The sequence below is a fragment of the Brevibacillus sp. LEMMJ03 genome (assembly GCF_007197875.1).
Lineage (GTDB): Bacteria > Bacillota > Bacilli > Brevibacillales > Brevibacillaceae > Brevibacillus > Brevibacillus thermoruber.
Genome location: NZ_VKJN01000017.1, coordinates 14,918 through 35,134, shown reverse-complemented (window position 1 = coordinate 35,134; position 20,217 = coordinate 14,918). Strand labels below are relative to the sequence as shown.

The following is a 20,217-nucleotide window of genomic DNA, read 5'->3' as shown; positions in this document are numbered from 1 at the left end:
GAAGAGGCACGATGTCAATTCACTCGTATCTGCAACAACATCACCAACACCTGATCCAGCTCTTGGAAGCCTGCGTCAACATGGATTCCCCCTCACGCGACAAGGAGGCGGGGGATCGGATGGCGGAGTGGTTTGCCCGCCGCTTCGAGGAACTGACCGGCGGCAGGGCGGAGCGAATCCCCAACAGCGTCTACGGCGACCAGGTGCGCTGCGTGCTGGGAAGCGGCAGCAGACAAGTCCTGCTGATCGGCCACTACGACACGGTCTGGCCGCAAGGGGAAGCGGCCCGCCGTCCGTTTTTCATCCGGGAGGGAAAAGCGTACGGCCCGGGCGTCTACGACATGAAGGCGGGCGTGCTGCAGGCGATGTTTGCACTGCGCGCGCTGGCGGAGCTCAACCGCCTGCCGGCTGACAAGCAGGTGGTGCTTTTGCTCAACAGCGACGAAGAAATCGGCAGCCCCACCTCGCGGGCACTCGTCGAACGGGAGGCGTCCCGTTCCCTGGCCGGCTTCGTGCTGGAGCCGCCGATGGAGCCGGACGGCGCGCTGAAGACGTGGCGCAAAGGCAGCGCCCACTTTATCCTGCGCGTCCACGGCGTTTCCGCCCACGCCGGGGTGGACCACGACAAAGGAGTGTCGGCGATTGAGGAGATGTCCCGGCTGGTGCAGTACCTGCACGGACTGACCGACTATGCGAGCGGGACGACCGTCAACGTGGGGCTGGTCAAAGGGGGAATCGGCTCCAATGTGGTGGCCGATTACGCCGAAGCGGAAGTGGACGTCCGGGTGCGGACGCTGGAGGAAGCGCGGCGGATCGAGCGGCTGTTTGCGGGACTGACGCCCAGCCTGTCCGGCGCGCGGCTGACGGTGTCCGGCGGCATCCGCCGCCCGCCGATGGAACGGACGGAGCAGGTCGCCGCCCTGTTTGCCCTGGCCCGGAAGATCGGGGCCGAGGAGCTGGGCATGGCCCTGCAGGAGTCGGGCACCGGCGGCGTCAGCGACGGAAACTTCGCCGCCGCCTGCGGTCTCCCCACCCTTGACGGGCTGGGGGCAAAAGGCGGGTTTGCCCACTCGCCGGAGGAATTTGTGGAGCTGGACGAGATTCCCAGACGCGCTGCCCTGCTGGCCCGGTTGATCGAAGAGGTGTAGCACATGTCGAGGAACAATCCTGTTTGTTGATGGACAACCCTTTTGCGCAGCGGCTGCCGGCCCTGTCCGGCCGCTTGCGCAAAAGGGTTTTTTGCTGCGTTTAAGCCGGAAGACGCAAAAAAGGCGCCCGCTGAACGCAGGCGCCGGAAAGCGGGTCACTGTCCCGCTTCGCCGATAAACTCGGCTTTGTCTTTGCCGTACCGGTAGATATACACCTGGGAGTGCTTGTTGTCTCCTTTTTCGTCAAAGGTCACCTTGGTAAACAAACCGTTAAACTCGTTGGTGGAGCGGATGGCGTTCATCACCTGTTCGCGCGTCGGCTTTTTGCCGCCGTTATCCTTGATGGCCTGTTCGATGCCGTTCAGGGCGACCAGCGTAGCGTCATAGGCAAACGGAGAAAACGCGCCCGGCTCCTTGTTGAATGCCGTTTTGAACCGGTCCACCCACTTCTTGCCTTCCTCCTGGGAGCGGATGTCGCTGACCACGGTGGCGTAGACGATGCCTTCCGCAGCGGAGCCGGCGATTTTGTACATGTCGTTCGACTCCAGCCCTTCGCCGCCCATGAATTGGCCGGTGTAGCCCTTCTCGCGTGCCTGCTTGGCGATGATCCCCAGTTCGGCGTACATGCCGCCGTAGAAGACGAGGTCGGGCTTGTGCGCCGCCAGTTGGTTGACGATCGCGCTGTAGTCTTTTTCCCCGGGGTTGATGCCTTCATAGGCCACTTCCTTCACGCCCAGCTCCTTGAACGCCTTGCGCACCTCGTCAGCCAGTCCCTGTCCGTACGAGGTCTTGTCATGGGCGATGTAGACCGTGGTGACGCCCATCTTCTCCTTGGCGTATTTGGCGGCGGCCGGCGCGATCTGGTCGTTGCGCGCCACCAGGCGGTTCACGCTCTTTTTGCCCGCCTCCGTCAGTTCAACGCCGGTGTTGGCCGGGGAGATCATCGCCAGCTTGCCTTCCTCGTACTTGACGGAGGAGGGGATGGCGACGCCGGTGTTGTAGTGGCCGATCACGGCGTAGACGTCCGGGTCGGCGATCAGCATTTCCGCGTTGGAGACGCCGATTTTCGGGTCTGCCTGATCGTCCTGCGGGAAGAGCTGCAGGTCAAAGCCCAGCTTTTTGAAGTCTTCCGCGCGGTCCTGCACGGCCAACTGCGCCCCCAGCTTGATGCCGTCCCCCTCCAGCGACTGGGAGCCGGACAGCGGGCTTTGCGTGGCAATTTTGATTACGCTGGAGCCGGCGTTTCCGCCGCTGCCGGCATTGTCCCCCGTCGAAGAAGCGGAATTGCCCCCGCCGCAACCGGCGACGAGCGAACCAGCCAGCAATCCGGCAAGCAACAAGCGAACGGTTTGTGTTTTCATGACGTAACCCCCAACTCATTTGTGAGAAATATATTTTCTACTAACATATCAGGATAAAGGACAGGCGTCAACGAATATTCCGTATTGTTTGAAAATGGAAATTGTTTTGTACAAAGCGGGTGAACATCTGGAAGGTTCGACGGCGTTTCTTGTTTGGTCATAACATTTTTCGGCCGAATGCTCCGCCCTGCCGCTTCTGGCGGTCGGCCCTTCCACGGAAGAAAGAAAAACGGCCGGCCCGCATCAAAAAAGTCCCGGAATGACCGGGACTTCTCTATTTCCTGTCGACCGGCAGCGTCACTGTAAAACAGGGGCCGTCCGCCTCGTTGCGCACGGAAATGCTGCCGCCGTGGGCTTCGAAGACGGCGCGGGCGATGGCCAGACCGAGGCCGTGCTTGCCCGATTTGCCTTTACGGAAACGCTGGAACAGATGGGGCAGCAGGGCTTCCTCGATCGGCGGGCCGTCGTTGGAGATGGTGACGGTCACCGTTTCACCCGCCTGGGAACCGGTGATCGTCAGCCGGCTGTTCGCGTAGCGCAGTTGATTTTCCAGGATGTTGACGAACGCCGTGCTGAGCTGCTCGCCGTCTCCTTCCAGCACCAGTTCGGAAGGCAGGCGCAGTTCCCAGGTGACGGCCGGGTTGAGCACGGAGAGGCGCTGCTGCAGGAGGCTGAACATCTCTGCCAGATCGACGCGTCCCATCTGCATCATCTGGGAGACCGACTCGATCTTCGTCAGGTAGAGGAGCTGGCCCACCACCTTTTCCAGCCGCTTGCTCTCCTCCATGATGATCTCCAGCCCCTTTTCCGCCTGGGGTCCCTTGAACACGCCTTCCAGCAGGCCGTGGGCATACCCCTGGATCGCCATGATCGGCGTCTTCAGCTCGTGCGAGATGTTTTGAATAAAGTAGCGCTGCGACTCGTCGTATTCCTTCAGTTGGCTTTTCATCGACTCAAACGAGCGGGCCAGTTGGCCGATTTCGTCCTCCCGGTCCATCGTCAGCGGGATGTCAAACTGCCGGCGGGCAATCTTTTGGCACGACTCGTCCAGGGTTTGCAGCGGCTTGCTCAGATAGCGGCTGAACCAGACGGCCAACAGCCAGCTCACCAGCAGCAGGACGAGGAAGATGACCATAAACTGGCGGGTCAGAAGCGCGTTGATCTGGTTCAGCTCCCGCTCCTTGGAAAAGAGGACGAGGTAGTAGGGAAATCCGTGGTAATCCATCAGCTTGCTGACAAACAGGTAGTCCTCCCCGCCCCGTTCGAGCGTGCCGTGCTGCAGCCGGTTCCGGGAATAGGAGGCCGCCCCCCGGAACAGGTCGATCGTGTCCTCGTAGGAGAGATTTTCCGTCAAGCGTTTGCCCAGCACATGGCCGTCCGCAGAAAAGACGATCATGTCAAACGAGTATTCGTATCGCGACAGGAGCAATTGCAAAAAGTAGGGAGCGGCCGCGGGAACGGGGAGCAGTTCGTTGTGCTCGTTGAAGGCGATGTGTTCCGACAGGGTGTAGAACTCTTCCTCCAACAGGGCATACGTGTTGTTGACCAGGTACTGCTTGACGGCAAAGGGATAGACGATGCCCACGCCGATCCCCAGCACGCTGGTCAGCAGCATGAACAAAATCAGAATCTGCCGGGAGAGCGGCAGGTTTTTCAGGCGGAATTTGCTCATGGCCGGGTCAATCGGTAGCCGAAGCCGTAGACGGTCTCCAGCGGGAATTTGGGCATCTTTTTGCGGATGCGTTTGACCAGGTCATCCACCGCCCGGTCCGATCCGATGTAATCCTCTCCCCAGATGGCCGTCAAGATTTGTTCCCGGTTCAGGGCAAGCCCCTGGTTGTGCAGGAGGTAGACGATCAGCTCAAACTCCTTGGTGGTCAGCTCGATCGGTTTTTCCCCTTCCTTGACCAGCCGGCCTTTCTCCGAAATCAGGTACGGCCCCACCGCGACCCAGTCCTGGTACGTCTGCGGCTGGGCCGATGCGAGGGCAGGCCCCTTTTCGTACGTGCGCTGCAGCAGCTTTTGCACCCGGATGACCAGTTCCCGGGGCAAAAACGGTTTGGCCAGATAGTCGTCGCTGCCCAGCTCCAGCCCGATGATTTTGTCGATGTCCTGATCCCGGGCGGAGATGAAAATGATCGGCACGTCCGATTTGCTGCGAATCAGCCGCAGGAGCTCGTATCCGTCAATGTCGGGCAGCATGATGTCCAGGATCCAGATGTGGGGCTGTTCCGGCTCGTCCAGCACCGGCAGCACGTCGGCCCCGCTGGAAAACGCCCGGACCCGGAAACCGGCGCTTTCCAGATAGGACTGCAAAAGCCCCAGCAGATTGGTTTCGTCGTCCACGAGATAGACGAGGTAGGGAGTCTGCATGGTTCATTCCTCGCTTTGCCTCTGTCGTTTGGTAACATTGTAGCACAGCGCCGTTCGCGATGTGTGGGAGGGGCGTATGAGAATCGTGGAAAACGTGTGGAAGCAGGATTCTCCTGTCACGCGCAGAAAAGAGAGGAAGTCGAAGAGAAAACTGGAAAGGAGCGCTCCCATGCGACGACGCATCCCATTCACGTTGACGCTGCTGACTCTGGCGCTGCTCACGGCGTGCACCGGAAAGCCGGGCGACACCCCGCCCCAGCCGGAGCAGCCGCCCGCTCCCCGCGTGGAAACACCTCCGACCGAACAGCCGAAAGACGCCTACACCGCCCCGTTTACCGGCCTGGGAAGCCCGGTGAAGCTGGAACAGCGGCCGATCATGGTGATGATCAACAACGCGCCGCCCGCACGTCCGCAGTCCGGGCTGAACCAGGCGGACCTGGTGTACGAGGTGCTGGCGGAGGGGGAAATGACCCGTCTTCTCGCCGTCTTTCACAGCCAGCGGCCGGACGTGATCGGCCCGGTGCGCAGCATTCGCCCGTATTTTATCCAGATTGGCGTCGGACTGGACGCCGTGCTCGTACACGCGGGCGGCAGCCCGGAAGCGTTGGGGACGCTGGCCCGTTCCGACTACAGCCATCTGGACGAGATTCCCAACGGCCGCTATTTTTGGCGGGAAACGTTTCGCAAGGCGCCGCACAACCTCTACACCAAGCCCGACCTGATCGATCAGGCGATCCGCGACAAGGGCATGCGGACGCGGGGCGAACTGCCGCGCCTTTCCTTTCTGCCGGCCGATGCCGTGATTGCGGAGGGAGAGCCGGCCCGTCAGATCGACATCACGTTCCATCCGCTGAACAAAGCCGGCTTCCAGTACGACGCCGGGAAAAAGAAATACCTGCGCCTGACCGCAGGCAAGCCGCACCTCGACCTGACGACCGGCGAGCAGCTTTCCGCCGCCAACGTGCTGGTGATCGCCGCCCGACACCGCGTGCTGGACAAGGAAGGACGGCGCCAGGTGGATGTCGTCGGACCGGGAGACGGCTATCTGTTTCAGCAGGGAACGGCGCGCAAGATCAAGTGGAAGCGGCAGGGCGGCGTCATCCGCGCGTACGAGGACGCGGCCTTGACCAAAGAACTGCCGCTGCTTCCGGGAAACACGTGGGTGGAGATCGTCCCCAACGCACCGTCGCTGTCCCACTATGTGAAATTCCAATAGGGACTTGCGAAGCGGCGGCATATCTTCTAAGATTAAGATAGCCTCGGGGCTTTAGTGCTTGAAAATTTTACAGCGAAAAACTTTCCCTGCGAAATGATGGGGTGATCGTGATGCAATTGGAAAAACTGAAAGGAAAAGGGATCGAGCAGCTTTTTGAAGCGATTCTCTCCCTGGAAACCATCGAGGAGTGCTATCGCTTTTTCGACGATCTCTGCACCGTGAACGAAATGCAGTCGCTGGCGCAGCGCCTGGAAGTGGCCCGCATGCTGCGCAAGGGCTACACGTACAACCAGATCGAAGCGGAGACAGGGGCGAGCACGGCGACCATCTCCCGTGTGAAACGCTGCCTGAACTACGGCAACGACGGTTACCAACTGGCGCTGGAGCGGATCGGCAAATAGAGTGGGAGGCAAACACCGGTGATTGACTATCGTGGCTGGCGCCATACCTTCAAACTGGACCCGGACAAAGCGATCGGTGACGAGGCGTTGGAAGCGCTGTGCGAATCGGGGACGGATGCGATCCTCGTCGGCGGCACCTACGGCGTGACGTACGACAACACGCTGGAGCTGATGTCGCGGATCCGCCGCTACGCGGTCCCGACCGTGCTGGAAATCTCCTCGCTGGATGCGGTGGTGCCCGGCTTTGACGCCTACTTCATCCCGCTGGTGCTCAACGCGGGCGATCCGGACTGGATCTTTGCGCCGCACGTCTCCGGCCTGAAGGCGTACGGTTCCTACATCCACTGGGAGGAGATCTTTACGGAAGGCTACCTGATCGCCAACCCGGCGGCAGGCGTGGCACAGTTGACCAAGGCCCGTCCGATCGCGGACAGCGAAGAGGCCAAGGCCTACGCCCAGGTGGCCGTCAACATCTGCCGCCTGCCCATCGTCTACGTGGAGTACAGCGGCACCTACGGCGACCCGGAGCTGGTCCGGGCCTGCCAGGCGGGAGCCGAAGGGGCGCATCTGTTCTACGGCGGCGGCATCCGCACGCCGCAGCAGGCGGCGGAGATGGCGGCGATCGCCGACACCGTCGTGGTGGGCAACGTGATCTACGACGACCTGCAGGCGGCGCTTGCGACGGTGGCTGCCGTCAAAGGCGTGCAGAAGAAGCGGTAAGGAAAAGGAAGGAGACTCATCGCGAGTCTCCTTTTCCATGTGCAGACACAGTGACGGATGGGGGAAGCCAACAGGCTGCGAATCAGTCCAAAAATCGCTCTGCTGCTTTCCACAAATCTGCTTTCGTAGCATCCCCCGTTTTGGCGTAGAGCTGATACATGCGGCTTCGATTGGTGCCGGGAATCTTGCTGCCGATCCATTTCAACACCTGCATCTCTTCCCCCGACGGGTCTGTGAACGTGGCATACAGCGCGTCGAAGTCGGAAAGCGGCACTTTCTCCAGAGAGGTATAGGGAAAACCGACTTCTCCCGCTCCGGAGCCCACGTCATCGATCGAGACGGTGATCTGCCTGTCCTGGATGCGATATATCGCGTTTGCCTGCCTGATGAAATCCCGCTGCAGCGGAACCTGTTTCACCGCTACCTGCCTGTTGTTCTTAACGGCTTCCTCCCGCATCACCTGAAGGTATGCCTCTTCATCGTAGCTCGCTCGGTCTATTTCAAAGTTCAATGACCCTTCGACGAATTGATAGCCGCCAGCCAATTCTTCCGGAATGTCTGCAAACAGGCCCAACTGGTCTTGGAATGTGGAAAAATCGGAAATGACCAGGCTCTTTTGCTTGTAGTAATGGGATTCCATTTCCTCCGTTCGTTCATAGACAAGGTAAGCCGTTCCCGGCGAAAAGCGCTTTTCCAGTTCGGCCAATTCCTGATCAGCCTTTGTCTTCGCAGGCTGCATTCGCTCTTCTTTGCCGACGATCCAGGCCGGTTCGATTTTGTACGAGAAACGTCCGCTCCTGTCTGTTATCTCATCGATGTTCAGCGCTGCCAGACCTACTGAGGACGTAAAAGCCAGACTTCCCGCCAACGCAATCAGGATGCGTCTTTTTCGAGCTGCTTTTCGCCTCGTGACCAGCTTTTCGATGCGCTGCCGAATCCGGGTGTCCAGCTCCTCGGGAACCGGCATTTGTTTGTGGAATTGAGAAATCCCTTCCCCTATCTTGTCCATGGTCAAACTCCCTCCGCTTCCAGACTGCGTTTTAACCGCTTCAGATTACCGTAAATCTTCGTCTTGACCGTCCCCACCGGGAGCTGGGTCAGCTCGGCGATCTCATCAAGCGTGTAGCCATCAAAAAATTTGAGGGAAATCAACAGCCGGTCAAGCGGTGCCAACTGGTTGAGGAGAGCCTGCACATCCATCACCTCTTCCTGCGCCGGCGTTTCGTGTTCCGGCTTGCCGGACAGTTGCTGCGACAGTGTGAGAGCACGCTGCCGCTTCTGCAGTTGGGCTTTGCACTCATTGATCACGATGCGGATGAACCACGAGGAAAAATAGCGGTTGTCCCGCAGGGTTTCCAGATGGAGAAACGCTTTTTCCACCGCGTCGCAAACAGCGTCCATGCTGCTCTCCTGATCGTTCAGATACGAATAGGCAACGCGGTACGCCTTGTCCTTTACCTGCATGACTGCCTGTGCAAAGCTCTCACCATCTCCTTTTTTTGCCTTCTCGATGAAATCCGTCATCTCGTTGCCTCCTTCCTCCCATTTATTAGATAGCCGGACTCGCGAAATGGTTTTTCGTTCCCATCTGTTAATGTGGAAAAAATTCCAAGAAACGACATCTTTCATATGTTACTATGGTTGTTAAACGGCCAAAATCTCATATTTTCCCAATGGGTGAGGAGCGCTTATGAAACAAAACGAATCCCGTCCGGCACCGAAAAAAGGGCGCCCGTACCCTGTGAGGCGACCCTTTGTCTGCTTTGCCCGACGCATGGTGTGGCTGTTGGCGCTTATCTGCGATGGCTGCGCGGCACGTAATCCGGAAAGTCGGTAATGATGCCGTCGACGCCCGCAATCAGCAGCGGCTTCACCTCGTCCCGTTTGCGAACGGTCCAGGCGAAGACCTGCATGCCGCGTTCGTGGATGCGGTCTGCCAGATCGGCGGTCACCAGATTGCGGCTGGGGTTCACGTAGTTCGCATAGGTCGCAAACTCGTCCAGCATCGCGTCCGTCAGTTGACTCGCCTTGTTGGTCAGCACGCCGATCGGAATGTCCGGCAGGAGCTTGTGAAACCGTTTCAGCGAATCGAAGTGGAAGGACTGCACGATAACCCTGGCGCTGCGGGTCTTATCCATGCCGCGCTTCCGCAGGGCGTCGGCCACCCTTTTTTCCACGCCCGGATACAGCTCCGGCGACTTCAGTTCGATCAGGATGCCGACTTTGCCGCGGAATTCGTCCAGCACCTCGTCAAGGGTGGGGATCGGTTCCCTGGCAAAGGCGGAGTGGAAGAAACGGCCCGCATCCAGCCTGCGCATCTCCTTGAATGTGAGGGCGCCCACCCTGCCGGTGCCGTCGGTCGTCCGGTCGACCGTATTGTCGTGGATGACCACCAGATGACCGTCCCTGGTGACCTGCACGTCAAGCTCGATGTAATCCGCCTTCATCTCCACCGCCTTGCGAAACGCGGCCATGGTGTTCTCCGGCGCGTAGCCGGAGGCACCCCGGTGAGCGATCGTGTCTGCCCGGTGGTAAGTGAGATCGTTTGCGGCGGCCAAAGCGGCAGCCGGCTGAAACAGCGCCGTCAACAGGGCGGCGGACAAGGTGATTCCCGTGCGAAACATGCGCATCTCCTCCCCTGAATACCAGTATGTGAATGTGCGGACCTTTGGTTGCAGATGGAATGATTGGTCTATGAATGATCCTTGTGGTAAGGGGATGATTGAGAAAAGGGGCTCCTGCGGGAGTCCGCTTTACTTTATGAGGACATCTGTGCTCCGGAGCAGATCCCCCGAAATCTCAATGGAAAATGGGTATCATCAGGATATTTTTTTGAGTTACCACTTGTATGAATGGAACCCTAACCGGTCAATCCTAATGCCGTCTCAACAAGAGAAGGTGCTGAAGCGTGAAACATATCGTTCATACATTGTTTCGTTTGAAAATAACAATCAGATTCGTAATCAGTTTGCCTGCGAAAGGGTAGATACATATGGACAAATCATACGGAAAACCATATAATGGTAATCAATGCGTGGGTTTGAAATGTATGCTAGGAGTGATCCGGATGTCAACTGTCACAGCTCCTAATTTGAAACCCACCAATCAACAAATTCCGGAAAAAGCATTGCCCAAGACAGCAAAAGAACTTCGAGCTATGTTAGGAGGCAAGCGTGCTTTTGGACGTGGTTTAGTTGATTTGTACAAGGAAGGCAAGTAATTTCACATGTCGGGCATTTTATCGTTTAACGAGATAATGGACGAGGATTTTAAGCAAGCATCTGTATATGTCGATGCTTGTTTTTGTTTGGCTTATATTGATCCGCTCGCCACTGCTTGATTACTACTATGCTGAAGCAGTCAATCAGTATCATTTGTTCCGGTCTGGTTTGGAGAGCTTGGGAATACCAGTTCGTATCTTGGATTCAACAGCTGCCGTTCATGATTTGTCATTACAGTACGCATCGCAATATCAGCTAGAGTCGTTTGACGCCTTGCACTTTGCGATTTCCCAGGTTAACAACTGTGACTATTTTGCAACACTTGATGGCAATTTTGTACATGGAGCATTTATAACAAATCCTGTTCACACACGAATACTTAAAATTGCGTAAATGATCCGAATTGACGCCGGAAAGGGAGGAAGCAAATGAGACCTGTCGCGCGAAGCCGGCTGCGGCTGGCGGCGGGAGTGTGTTACTACCGCCTGAAACGGTACGGGGAGTGGCTGCTGGGGGGAAAGCGGTTTTCGCGGGAGAAGCAGAGCGTGCCGCTGCCCCATCTGCACGTCCGCCATCAGACGCCACTCCTGCGTCGGCTCAAGGATGTGGACATGTGGATGCAGCACAACAAAATCATCAATCTGCGGCTGGCTGTCGAACGGCTGGACGGGGTGGTCGTTCGTCCCGGTGAAACCTTTTCCTATTGGCGGCTGATCGGCAAGCCGACGCGGCGAAAAGGGTACGTGGAGGGCATGCTGCTGTCGCACGGCCGCGTGCTGGCCGGTGTGGGGGGAGGACTCTGCCAGTTGTCCAACCTGCTGTACTGGATGACCCTGCATACGCCGCTGACGGTCACGGAGCGGCACCGGCACGGCTACGACGTGTTTCCCGACGCCGACCGGACCCAGCCGTTCGGCAGCGGGGCCACCTGTTTCTACAACTACCTCGATCTGCAAATCGCCAACCGGACCCGGCAGTCTTTCCAGGTGCGCGTGTTTCTCACCGACACCCACCTCGTCGGCGAGTGGCGGGCCGAATTTCCTCCCACGCGGCGGTATGACGTGTACGAAAAGGACCATGCCATTATCCCGGCCATCTGGGGCGGCTACGAGCGAACCAATGTCCTGCGCCGCCGGGTGTACACGCTGGACGGGGAATGGCTGGATGACGAATTCATCGCGGAAAATCGCGCAATGATGATGTACGAACCGCTGCTGTCGTCCCATCAATCCCGCTGACAGCGATGCGGGGAAACGTTCACGGATGGGCTGCCAGTGATTCCGGGTGCGCGGAGAAACGGACCGCTGCCGCTCCTGTGCGGGTACAGCGGTCTTTCCCGTTGGCAGGGATTGCCGGTTAGAGGTCTCGGATTCAACTGGAACTTGCCTTCGATCTGTGCGAAAATAGGAACATATGCTTTCGTTCGGGAGCGCTTTGACAGGCAAGAAAGGTGGACGTATACATATGGCAACAGTTGACCGAATTTTAGCCGGACTGAATCCGCAGCAGCGGGAAGCGGTCCTGACCACGGAGGGGCCGGTGCTGATCCTGGCGGGTGCGGGCAGCGGGAAGACCAAGGTGCTGACCCAGCGCATCGCCTACCTGATCAGCGAAAAACAGGTGGCGCCGTGGAGCATCCTCGCCATTACCTTCACCAACAAGGCGGCACGGGAGATGCAGAGCCGCGTGGCGTCCATCGTCGGCGCGGGAGCGGAGGACATCTGGATCTCCACGTTCCACTCGCTGTGCGTGCGGATTTTGCGGCGGGACATCGACCGCCTGGGGATCAGCCGCAGCTTTTCCATTCTCGACGCGGGCGACCAGCTGTCCGTCGTCAAGCAATGTCTCAAGGAGCTGAATCTCGACCCGAAGCAGTACGAGCCGCGCGGCATCCTGGCCGCGATCAGCGGGGCGAAAAACGAGCTGACGGACCCGGCGGCATACGCCAAGCGGGCGGCCGATCCGTACGCCCAGGTCGTGGCCAGGGTGTACGAGGCCTACCAGAAAAAGCTGAAGAGCAACCAGTCGCTGGACTTCGACGACCTGATCATGACCACGGTCCGGCTGTTCAAGGAAGTGCCGGAAGTGCTGGAATACTACCAGAAAAAGTTCCGCTACATCCACGTGGACGAGTACCAGGACACCAACCGGGCCCAGTACATGCTGATTTCCATGCTGGCCGACCGCTACCGCAACGTCTGCTGCGTCGGGGATGCCGACCAGAGCATTTACAAGTGGCGCGGGGCGGACATTTCCATCATTTTGAACTTTGAAAAGGACTATCCGGAAGCGAAAATGATCAAACTGGAGCAGAACTACCGCTCCACCAAGACGATTTTGCAGGCGGCCAACCAGGTGATCGCCCACAACGTGATGCGCAAGGAGAAAAAGCTCTGGACGGAAAATCCGACCGGGGAGAAGATCGGCTGCTTCCAGGGCGATTCGGAGCACGACGAGGCGTACTTCATCGTCGACACGATCAACAGGCTGATGCCCGCCTACAAGCGCTACGACAAGTTCGCCGTGCTCTACCGGACCAACGCCCAGTCCCGCGTGGTCGAGGAAGTGTTCATCAAATCGAACATCCCGTACACGATCGTGGGCGGCACGAAGTTCTACGACCGCAAGGAGATCAAGGACATTCTCGCCTATCTGCGGGTCATCTCCAACCCCGACGACGACATCAGCCTGGCGCGGATCATCAACGTGCCGAAGCGCAACATCGGGGAAACGACCGTGGAAAAGCTGCAGACCTACGCCAGCGCGCACGGCCTGTCGCTCTACGGCGCGATCCAGGAAGTGGGCTACATGGGGCTGCCGGCGCGCACGACCAACGCCATCCTCGCTTTTAACGAGCTGATCACCAACCTGATGCAGATGACTGATTACCTGACGGTGACGGAGCTGGTGGAAGAGGTGCTGAAGCGGACCGGCTACCGGGAGGCGCTGAAAGAGGAGAAGACGCTGGAAGCGACCGCCCGCCTGGAAAACATCGAGGAGCTTTTGTCCGTTACCCAGGAGTTTGAGCGGAAAAACGAGGACAAGAGCCTGCTCGCCTTCCTCACCGACCTGGCGCTGATCGCCGACATCGACACGCTGACGGAGGACGGGGCAGCGGAAGAAGACGTATCCGCGGAAGGCCAGGTCGTCCTGATGACCCTGCACAGCGCCAAGGGGCTGGAGTTCCCCGTGGTCTTTCTGGTCGGCATGGAGGAAGGGGTGTTTCCGCACAGCCGGGCGCTGTTTGACGAGGGGGAAATGGAGGAGGAGCGCCGCCTCGCTTACGTCGGCATCACCCGGGCGGAAGAGCGCCTCTACCTGACCTGCGCCCGGATGCGCACCCTGTTTGGCCGGACGACGAACAATCCGCCTTCCCGCTTTTTGCAGGAAATTCCCGCGGAACTGCTGGACGGCAGCCCGGTGATCGAGGGACGCTTCGCCCGGACCGGCGTGTTCGGCCAGCGGGAAGCGGCCGGTCGTTCGTTTGGCGCGGCACCGCAAACAGGAGCGGGGCTGCGCTCCGGGACAGGCCCGCGGACGGGAGCGGGGACGGGCGCCTCGCCGTTTGCCCGGCCTGCGCAGCCCGCTGCCAAGCTGCCGGGTCACGGCGCGGCGGCAGGAATCGACTGGAAAGTGGGCGAAAAGGTGAAGCACGGAAAATGGGGCATCGGCACGGTGGTCAAGGTGAAGGGAAGCGGGGACGACATGGAGCTGGACATCGCGTTCCCCAGCCCGATCGGCATCAAGAAACTGCTGGCCAAGTTTGCCCCGATTGAACGGGCGTAACACAGGATGAAACATGAAACGGTATAGCAAAGGATGAATGAGATGGACCGATTGACGGCAGAAGCACGAATTCGCGAACTGCGGGAACAAATCGAGCGGCACAACCGTCTGTATCATGTAGAAGACCGACCGGAAATCACGGACCAGGAATACGACATGCTGATGCGGGAACTGCGCGATCTGGAAGACCTGTTCCCGGACATGGTGACGCCCGATTCGCCGACACAGCGGATCGGGGGCGAGCCGCTGCCCTTTTTTGAAAAAGTGGTGCACAAGACGCCCATGCTCAGCCTGAGCAACGCGTTTGACGACGAGGACCTGCGCGATTTTGACCGGCGCGTGCGGCAAACGGTGGGCAGCCAGACCGTCCACTACGTCTGTGAGCTGAAAATCGACGGGCTGGCCGTCTCCCTGCACTACGAGAACGGCGTGTTCGTCAAGGGGGCGACCCGCGGCGACGGCACCATCGGGGAGGACATCACGCAGAATCTCCGGACGATCCGGTCCATCCCGCTGCGCTTGACCCGGCCGCTGACGCTGGAGGTGCGGGGCGAGGCGTACATGCCGCGCAGCGCGTTTGAAAAGCTGAACCGGGAGCGGGAAGAGCGGGGCGAAGCGCTGTTTGCCAATCCGCGCAACTCGGCGGCCGGCTCGCTGCGCCAGCTCGATCCGAAAATCGCCGCGTCCCGCCAACTGGACACGTTTATCTACGGCATCGGCGAGCTGCAGGGCGAGAGCGTGGAATCGCACAGCGAAGGGCTCAACCTGCTGGAGTCGCTGGGCTTCAAGGTAAACCCGGAGCGGCGGGTGTTTGACAACATCGAGGACGTGATCGACTTCGTCCACGGCTGGACGGAAAAGCGACGGAACCTGCCGTACGACATCGACGGCATGGTGATCAAGGTGGACAGCTACGCCCAGCAGCAGGAACTGGGCTTTACCGCCAAAAGCCCGCGCTGGGCGATCGCCTACAAATTCCCGGCGGAAGAGGCGGTCACGATTCTGGAGGGCATCGAGGTGTCCGTCGGCCGCACGGGGGCGGTCACCCCGACCGCCCTGCTGAAGCCGGTCAGCCTGGCGGGAACGACGGTCAAGCGCGCTTCCCTGCACAACGAGGACATCATCCGGGAAAAGGGGCTGTTGATCGGCGACCACGTGGTGGTCAAGAAGGCGGGGGACATCATCCCCGAGATCGTGGCCGTCCTGCCCGAGCGGCGAACCGGCGGGGAAGTGCCGTTTTCCATGCCGACGCACTGTCCGGAATGCGGCAGCGAACTGGTCCGCCTGGACGAGGAGGTGGCCCTGCGCTGCATCAATCCCATGTGTCCGGCGCAGATTCGCGAGGGCATCATCCACTTTGTTTCCCGGCAGGCGATGAACATCGAGGGGCTCGGAGAAAAAGTGGTGGCGCAGTTGTTTAATGCCGGCATCATTCACAGCGTCGCCGACCTCTACTATCTGCACCAGCAGCGGGACGTGCTGCTCGGCATGGAGCGGATGGGCGAAAAGTCGGTCGACAACCTGTTGGCGGCGATCGAAGCCAGCAAGGAAAACTCGCTGGAGCGGCTCCTGTTCGGCCTCGGCATCCGCCTCGTCGGAGCCAAGGCGGCGCGCGTCCTGGCCGAACACTTCGGCGACATGGACGCCATCATGCGCGCCAGCGAGGAAGAGCTGACGCAGATCAACGAGATCGGACCGAAAATGGCCGCCAGCCTCGTCAACTACTTCCGGCAGCCGCAGGCGGAAGCGGTGATCGAACGGCTGAAGGCGGCAGGCGTCAACATGACCTACAAGGGCGTGCGGGCGGAGAGCGGAGCGGACCTGCCGCTGGCCGGCAAGACGATCGTCCTCACCGGCACGCTGTCCAGCATGACCCGCCAGGAAGCGGAGGAAGCGATCGCGCGCCTGGGCGGCAAAGTGACGGGCAGTGTCAGCAAAAAGACCGACTTGGTCATCGCCGGCGAAAAGGCGGGCTCCAAACTGGAAAAAGCGGAAAAATTGGGTGTGGCCGTCATGGACGAGGCCGGCTTTTTGCAGCTGCTGGAAGGGAACAAGTAGCCGTACGGCGATCACCTGCGGATGAGAACGGGAAAGGGTGTGGTAAGCATGAAACGCTTGCTGCGTACGGGAATGGTCATAACGGTGCTGGCGCTTCTGGCAGGCTGCAGCGAGAGCGGGCGGAGCAAGCCGGTGACACCTGCGGTGACAGCGGCCGCCATACCGGGTGACTTGACCTACCAGGACGTTCTGCAAAAAGGGGAAGTGGTGCACAACCTGACGATGACAGCGGATGCCCGGCATGTCTGGGTGGGCACCCACTCCGGTCTGTACAGCTCGGCCGGCGAAGGCTTGTGGGGGCTTGTCTTCCCGCAGTTGGAGCAGGAAGACGTGGCGGGCTGGTTTGTCGATCCGCAGGACCCCCGGCAGATCTTCACGGCCGGAAGCGACGGGGTCATGCACTCCCAAGACGGGGGGAAAACGTGGACCCGGACGGGGGAAGGGCTCCCCAAGCCGGCCAACATCGGCAGCTTTGTCGGCATCCGTGAGGGCGACCAGATCCGGTTGTTCGCCTTTGTCACCGGCGAGGGCATTTACCAGTCGGCTGACGCGGGCGGCCGGTGGAAGCTGTGGCTGCCGCTGGATCAGGAAGTGTACGCGATGGATTACAATCCGCTGGAAGACCGCCTGTACGTGGCCGCGCAGTACAACCTGCTCTATCACGAGAACGGGCAGTGGCACACGGAAACGGTGCCGGACGCGCAGCAGGTCTACTGTCTGGCCGTCGACCGGCAGACGGGCGTATTGGCGGTAGCCACCGAGCGGGGCATCATGGAAAAAGCGGACGGGGAATGGCGGCCGCTTGCGGCCAAGGCCCCGGAAAAGCTGATCGTGGTCGCGCCCGGAGCGGGCCCGTACAGGTGGGTGGGCATCGGCGAATCCGCCTTTGTGTACGCGCTCGCCGACGACAAGTGGACGAAGTGGAACTGACCATCCAGGCTAGAAACAAGGGCGTTTCGCCCTTTTGCAGATAAAGGGAGTAGGCTATGAGAATGGAAAAACAATCCAAATTCTATACGCTGGCGCTGACGGCAGTGCTGTCGGTTGTCACCGCGGGCTGCTCGCTCTGGCCCGGGGGCAACCAGGAAAACACCCTGCCGGCCAATCCCACCCTCTCTCCGGTGGTGGAGGTGTCGGAGGATTACTACGGGAGCATTCAGCCCTACAAACCGAACCAGACGCGCGGCATGCTGGCGGAAACCCGCTACCGGATCGATTTCAGCCATCTGGAGCTGGGGATGCTGGAAATTGCCCGGGATACGTTTCCCACGGACGAGTATCTGTTTCAGGAAGGGCAGCAGATTAAACCGGACCAGGTCCGGGAATGGATCGCTCAGAACATGACCAAGGCTCCGAACGGACAAAAGAAGACGGGAATGCTCGTCCACGTGCTGGAGCACGACTATCTGGAGAGGCAAAAACAGCAGTTGTCCGGCATGGTGCTCGGCATCTCCCTGTCGCCGGTCTACCTGGACGCGACGGGTCAGGAGAAGACCTACACCACGGATGAACTGCGCGCCAAAGGGCAGCAGTTGGCCGCCCGCATCGTGCAGGCGGTCCGCGTAGACACGCCGCACGTCCCGATCGTGATCGCGCTCTACCAGGTGCCGGACAAAAACTCGTCGCTGGTGCCGGGCCGGTTTATCATGTCCGGCACGGTCAACGCCAACGAATCGGCCGTGTCCAAATGGCAGAAGATCGACGAGGAGTTTTACCTGTTCCCGAGCGACGACGCGGAGAAAGCGTATCCGCAGCAGGCGCTGCAGTACGACAAGCTGATGCGGCAGACCCAGGCCTCGTTTTCGGAGTACATCGGCATGACCGGACTGGGCCGTTTCATGGGGGGAAAACTGACGGAACTGACGATCACCGCCACCGCCGAGTTTGACTCGCGAACGGAAGTGCTGCAGTTCACACAGTTTGCCGCTGCGGGAATCGATCAGTTGATTGACAAAGGCGTACACGTCAATCTGTACGTGCAGACGATCAACCAGCCATTGGCCATCTACATCCGGCCGACCAGCGGCGAGCCGTACATGCACATTTACCGAAAATAACGATCATCTGCCGTGGGAAAACCGTACCGTTTGCGTACGGTTTTCGTTTGGCCGATGTCCGCCATGCTCCTTCTCCGGTAAGCAGCGGGGTGGCCGCGGTAAAAGAAAATCGGATGGATCGGACACACATGTGTGTATTTATGTGCAAACATTGAACACTTTTGTGCAATCATGTTGAAGCATATGCCGTGTTGATTTTCGGCAAAAATGCAAACACTATAGCGGTGGAGCAGGTCGTACAAGATTGGTATGATCCTTGCATATAATTTGGGGTGACAGTTTGGAGAACACGATAAGGAGGCGTCACAGATGCAAGTGGAATTCAAAAACGAACCGTTTACCAATTTTAGCTTGCCGGAGAACAAGCAGGCGTTTGAAGCAGCGCTTGCCAAAGTGGAAAGTGAGCTGGGCCGCGAGTACGATCTGATCATCGGCGGCGAGCGCATCAAGACGGAAAAGAAATCCCGCTCCATCAACCCTTCCAATAAAGAACAAGTGATCGGGATCGTTTCCCAGGCCGATCAGGCGCTGGCGGAAAAAGCGATTCAGGTTGCCGCCCAAACCTTTGAGAGCTGGAAAGCCGTTCCGGCAGAAGCGCGTTCCCGCTACCTCTACAAAGCGGCTGCCATTCTGCGCCGCCGCAAGCACGAATTTTCCGCGTGGCTGGTCAAGGAAGCGGGCAAGAGCTGGGCGGAAGCCGACGCCGACACGGCGGAAGCGATCGACTTCATGGAATACTACGGCCGCCAAATGGACAAACTGGCTCAGCGCCAACCGCTGACCCGCATTCCGGACGAAGACAACGAGCTGTACTACATCCCGCTGGGCGTCGGCATCGTAATCCCGCCGTGGAACTTCCCGCTGGCGATCATGGTGGGCATGACCACGGCTGCGATCGTAGCGGGCAACACGGTTGTGCTGAAGCCGGCATCCACCACGCCGGTCATCGCCGCGAAGTTCATGGAAATCCTGGAAGACGCGGGCGTTCCGGCCGGTGTCGTCAACTTCGTGCCCGGTTCCGGCAGCGAAATCGGCGACTTCCTCGTAGAGCATCCGCTGACCCGCTTCATCAGCTTTACCGGTTCCCGCGACGTGGGCCTGCGCATTAATGAACTGGCAGCCAAACACCGTCCGGGCCAAAAATGGATGAAGCGCCTCATTGCCGAGATGGGCGGCAAAGACTCCATCATCGTGGACAACGACTGCGATCTGGAGCTGGCGGCGCAGGCCATCGTGACCTCCGCGTTCGGCTTCTCCGGCCAAAAATGTTCCGCATGTTCCCGGGCGATCGTTCACCAGGACGTATACGACCAGGTGCTGAACCGCGTCGTGGAGCTGACGAAACAGCTCACCGTCGGCGACGTCCGCAATCCGGAATTCTACACCGGCCCGGTCGTTGACGAAAAAGCGTACAACAAGATTCTCGAGTACATCGAAATCGGGAAACAGGAAGGCAAGCTGATGGTCGGCGGCGAAAAAGGACCGGACAGCGGCTACTTCATCATGCCGACCGTATTTGCCGACGTTGATCCGCAGGCGCGCATCATGCAGGAAGAAATCTTCGGTCCTGTGGTGGCCTTCACCAAGGCGCGCGACTTTGACCACGCGCTGGAAATCGCCAACAACACCGAGTACGGCCTGACCGGCTCCGTGATCAGCCGCAATCGCGCGCACCTGGAAAAAGCGCGCACCGAATTCCACGTGGGCAACCTGTACTTCAACCGCAAGTGCACGGGCGCCCTGGTCGGCGTGCATCCGTTCGGCGGCTTCAACATGTCCGGCACGGACTCCAAAGCGGGCGGTCCGGACTACCTGCTGCTGTTTACGCAGGCCAAACTGGTTTCCGAAAAACTGTAAACCGCGAAACGACGAAGGC

General features: G+C 59.5%; 17 protein-coding genes. 11 read left to right on the top strand and 6 right to left on the bottom strand.

Features of this window, described 5'->3' with window-relative positions:
* Window positions 1–11: 11 nt before the first annotated feature.
* Window positions 12–1,148, top strand: coding sequence for a M20 family metallopeptidase (locus FOI68_RS18535; RefSeq protein WP_143863995.1), 1,137 nt, complete (start codon window positions 12–14; stop codon window positions 1,146–1,148).
* Window positions 1,149–1,303: 155 nt separating this feature from the next.
* Here the strand turns inward: FOI68_RS18535 and FOI68_RS18530 are convergent, their stop codons facing one another.
* From FOI68_RS18530 to FOI68_RS18520, 3 genes are all read right to left on the bottom strand, one after another.
* Window positions 1,304–2,509, bottom strand: a complete 1,206-nt coding sequence (locus tag FOI68_RS18530) for a branched-chain amino acid ABC transporter substrate-binding protein (protein WP_029100799.1) — start codon at window positions 2,507–2,509, stop codon at window positions 1,304–1,306.
* A 274-nt stretch (window positions 2,510–2,783) separates the two neighbouring features.
* Window positions 2,784–4,181, bottom strand: a complete 1,398-nt coding sequence (locus FOI68_RS18525; protein ID WP_143863994.1) for a HAMP domain-containing sensor histidine kinase — start codon at window positions 4,179–4,181, stop codon at window positions 2,784–2,786.
* A complete protein-coding gene (locus FOI68_RS18520; RefSeq protein WP_029100797.1) occupies window positions 4,178–4,882 on the bottom strand; it encodes a response regulator transcription factor in 705 nt (234 codons plus the stop codon). The genes FOI68_RS18525 and FOI68_RS18520 overlap by 4 nt, the downstream gene beginning before the upstream one ends.
* A 169-nt stretch (window positions 4,883–5,051) precedes the next feature.
* Here FOI68_RS18520 and FOI68_RS18515 point away from each other — a divergent pair, with 169 nt between their 5' ends.
* From FOI68_RS18515 to pcrB, 3 genes are all read left to right on the top strand, one after another.
* Window positions 5,052–6,098 carry a DUF3048 domain-containing protein gene (locus tag FOI68_RS18515; RefSeq protein WP_044897762.1) on the top strand — a complete coding sequence of 349 codons (1,047 nt, stop codon included), beginning with the start codon at window positions 5,052–5,054 and terminating at the stop codon, window positions 6,096–6,098.
* Between the two features lie 110 nt (window positions 6,099–6,208).
* The gene (locus tag FOI68_RS18510; protein ID WP_029100795.1) at window positions 6,209–6,499 is read left to right on the top strand and encodes a YerC/YecD family TrpR-related protein; all 291 of its coding nucleotides are present in this window, start codon (window positions 6,209–6,211) and stop codon (window positions 6,497–6,499) included.
* An 18-nt stretch (window positions 6,500–6,517) separates the two neighbouring features.
* Window positions 6,518–7,219: a heptaprenylglyceryl phosphate synthase gene (gene pcrB, locus FOI68_RS18505; protein WP_143863993.1), complete on the top strand. Its 702-nt coding sequence runs from the start codon at window positions 6,518–6,520 to the stop codon at window positions 7,217–7,219.
* Window positions 7,220–7,301: 82 nt separating this feature from the next.
* On the opposite strand, the gene FOI68_RS18500 is transcribed toward pcrB, so the two are convergent.
* From FOI68_RS18500 to FOI68_RS18490, 3 genes are all read right to left on the bottom strand, one after another.
* Window positions 7,302–8,228 carry a hypothetical protein gene (locus FOI68_RS18500; protein WP_143863992.1) on the bottom strand — a complete coding sequence of 309 codons (927 nt, stop codon included), beginning with the start codon at window positions 8,226–8,228 and terminating at the stop codon, window positions 7,302–7,304.
* 2 nt (window positions 8,229–8,230) lie between these two features.
* On the bottom strand, window positions 8,231–8,743 hold the full coding sequence (locus FOI68_RS18495; protein WP_143863991.1) for an RNA polymerase sigma factor: 513 nt from the start codon (window positions 8,741–8,743) through the stop codon (window positions 8,231–8,233).
* Window positions 8,744–9,012: 269 nt separating this feature from the next.
* Window positions 9,013–9,843: a glycerophosphodiester phosphodiesterase gene (locus tag FOI68_RS18490; RefSeq protein ID WP_044897731.1), complete on the bottom strand. Its 831-nt coding sequence runs from the start codon at window positions 9,841–9,843 to the stop codon at window positions 9,013–9,015.
* A 443-nt stretch (window positions 9,844–10,286) separates the two neighbouring features.
* On the opposite strand from FOI68_RS18490, the gene FOI68_RS23620 reads away from it, so the two are divergent.
* The 7 genes from FOI68_RS23620 to pruA all read left to right on the top strand — a co-directional run bounded on the left by FOI68_RS23620 (window position 10,287) and on the right by pruA (window position 20,198).
* Window positions 10,287–10,439, top strand: a complete 153-nt coding sequence (locus tag FOI68_RS23620; protein ID WP_160297078.1) for a hypothetical protein — start codon at window positions 10,287–10,289, stop codon at window positions 10,437–10,439.
* Between the two features lie 429 nt (window positions 10,440–10,868).
* On the top strand, window positions 10,869–11,678 hold the full coding sequence (locus FOI68_RS18480) for a VanW family protein (RefSeq protein WP_143863990.1): 810 nt from the start codon (window positions 10,869–10,871) through the stop codon (window positions 11,676–11,678).
* A 226-nt stretch (window positions 11,679–11,904) separates the two neighbouring features.
* Window positions 11,905–14,226 (top strand): DNA helicase PcrA, encoded by a 2,322-nt coding sequence (gene pcrA, locus FOI68_RS18475; RefSeq protein ID WP_143863989.1) that lies wholly within the window; start codon window positions 11,905–11,907, stop codon window positions 14,224–14,226.
* A gap of 42 nt (window positions 14,227–14,268) precedes the next feature.
* The gene (ligA, locus tag FOI68_RS18470) at window positions 14,269–16,284 is read left to right on the top strand and encodes an NAD-dependent DNA ligase LigA (protein WP_029100789.1); all 2,016 of its coding nucleotides are present in this window, start codon (window positions 14,269–14,271) and stop codon (window positions 16,282–16,284) included.
* Between the two features lie 48 nt (window positions 16,285–16,332).
* Window positions 16,333–17,214, top strand: coding sequence for a WD40/YVTN/BNR-like repeat-containing protein (locus tag FOI68_RS18465; RefSeq protein ID WP_185973981.1), 882 nt, complete (start codon window positions 16,333–16,335; stop codon window positions 17,212–17,214).
* A gap of 62 nt (window positions 17,215–17,276) precedes the next feature.
* Entirely contained in the window at window positions 17,277–18,341 is a 1,065-nt protein-coding gene (locus FOI68_RS18460; protein ID WP_176703328.1) for a CamS family sex pheromone protein, read from the top strand.
* A gap of 309 nt (window positions 18,342–18,650) precedes the next feature.
* Window positions 18,651–20,198 carry an L-glutamate gamma-semialdehyde dehydrogenase gene (gene pruA / locus FOI68_RS18455; RefSeq protein WP_029100786.1) on the top strand — a complete coding sequence of 516 codons (1,548 nt, stop codon included), beginning with the start codon at window positions 18,651–18,653 and terminating at the stop codon, window positions 20,196–20,198.
* The last annotated feature ends 19 nt before the right edge of the window (window positions 20,199–20,217 follow it).

Bases quoted from the DNA above. Each gene is read 5' to 3' on its own strand.
- FOI68_RS18535 (WP_143863995.1), top strand. From the start codon at position 12: ATGTCAATTCACTCGTATCTGCAACAACATCACCAACACCTGATCCAG.
- FOI68_RS18530 (WP_029100799.1), bottom strand. From the start codon at position 2,509: ATGAAAACACAAACCGTTCGCTTGTTGCTTGCCGGATTGCTGGCTGGT.
- FOI68_RS18525 (WP_143863994.1), bottom strand. From the start codon at position 4,181: ATGAGCAAATTCCGCCTGAAAAACCTGCCGCTCTCCCGGCAGATTCTG.
- FOI68_RS18520 (WP_029100797.1), bottom strand. From the start codon at position 4,882: ATGCAGACTCCCTACCTCGTCTATCTCGTGGACGACGAAACCAATCTG.
- FOI68_RS18515 (WP_044897762.1), top strand. From the start codon at position 5,052: ATGCGACGACGCATCCCATTCACGTTGACGCTGCTGACTCTGGCGCTG.
- FOI68_RS18510 (WP_029100795.1), top strand. From the start codon at position 6,209: ATGCAATTGGAAAAACTGAAAGGAAAAGGGATCGAGCAGCTTTTTGAA.
- FOI68_RS18500 (WP_143863992.1), bottom strand. From the start codon at position 8,228: ATGGACAAGATAGGGGAAGGGATTTCTCAATTCCACAAACAAATGCCG.
- FOI68_RS18495 (WP_143863991.1), bottom strand. From the start codon at position 8,743: ATGACGGATTTCATCGAGAAGGCAAAAAAAGGAGATGGTGAGAGCTTT.
- FOI68_RS18490 (WP_044897731.1), bottom strand. From the start codon at position 9,843: ATGTTTCGCACGGGAATCACCTTGTCCGCCGCCCTGTTGACGGCGCTG.
- FOI68_RS23620 (WP_160297078.1), top strand. From the start codon at position 10,287: ATGTCAACTGTCACAGCTCCTAATTTGAAACCCACCAATCAACAAATT.
- FOI68_RS18480 (WP_143863990.1), top strand. From the start codon at position 10,869: ATGAGACCTGTCGCGCGAAGCCGGCTGCGGCTGGCGGCGGGAGTGTGT.
- pcrA (WP_143863989.1), top strand. From the start codon at position 11,905: ATGGCAACAGTTGACCGAATTTTAGCCGGACTGAATCCGCAGCAGCGG.
- ligA (WP_029100789.1), top strand. From the start codon at position 14,269: ATGGACCGATTGACGGCAGAAGCACGAATTCGCGAACTGCGGGAACAA.
- FOI68_RS18465 (WP_185973981.1), top strand. From the start codon at position 16,333: ATGAAACGCTTGCTGCGTACGGGAATGGTCATAACGGTGCTGGCGCTT.
- FOI68_RS18460 (WP_176703328.1), top strand. From the start codon at position 17,277: ATGGAAAAACAATCCAAATTCTATACGCTGGCGCTGACGGCAGTGCTG.
- pruA (WP_029100786.1), top strand. From the start codon at position 18,651: ATGCAAGTGGAATTCAAAAACGAACCGTTTACCAATTTTAGCTTGCCG.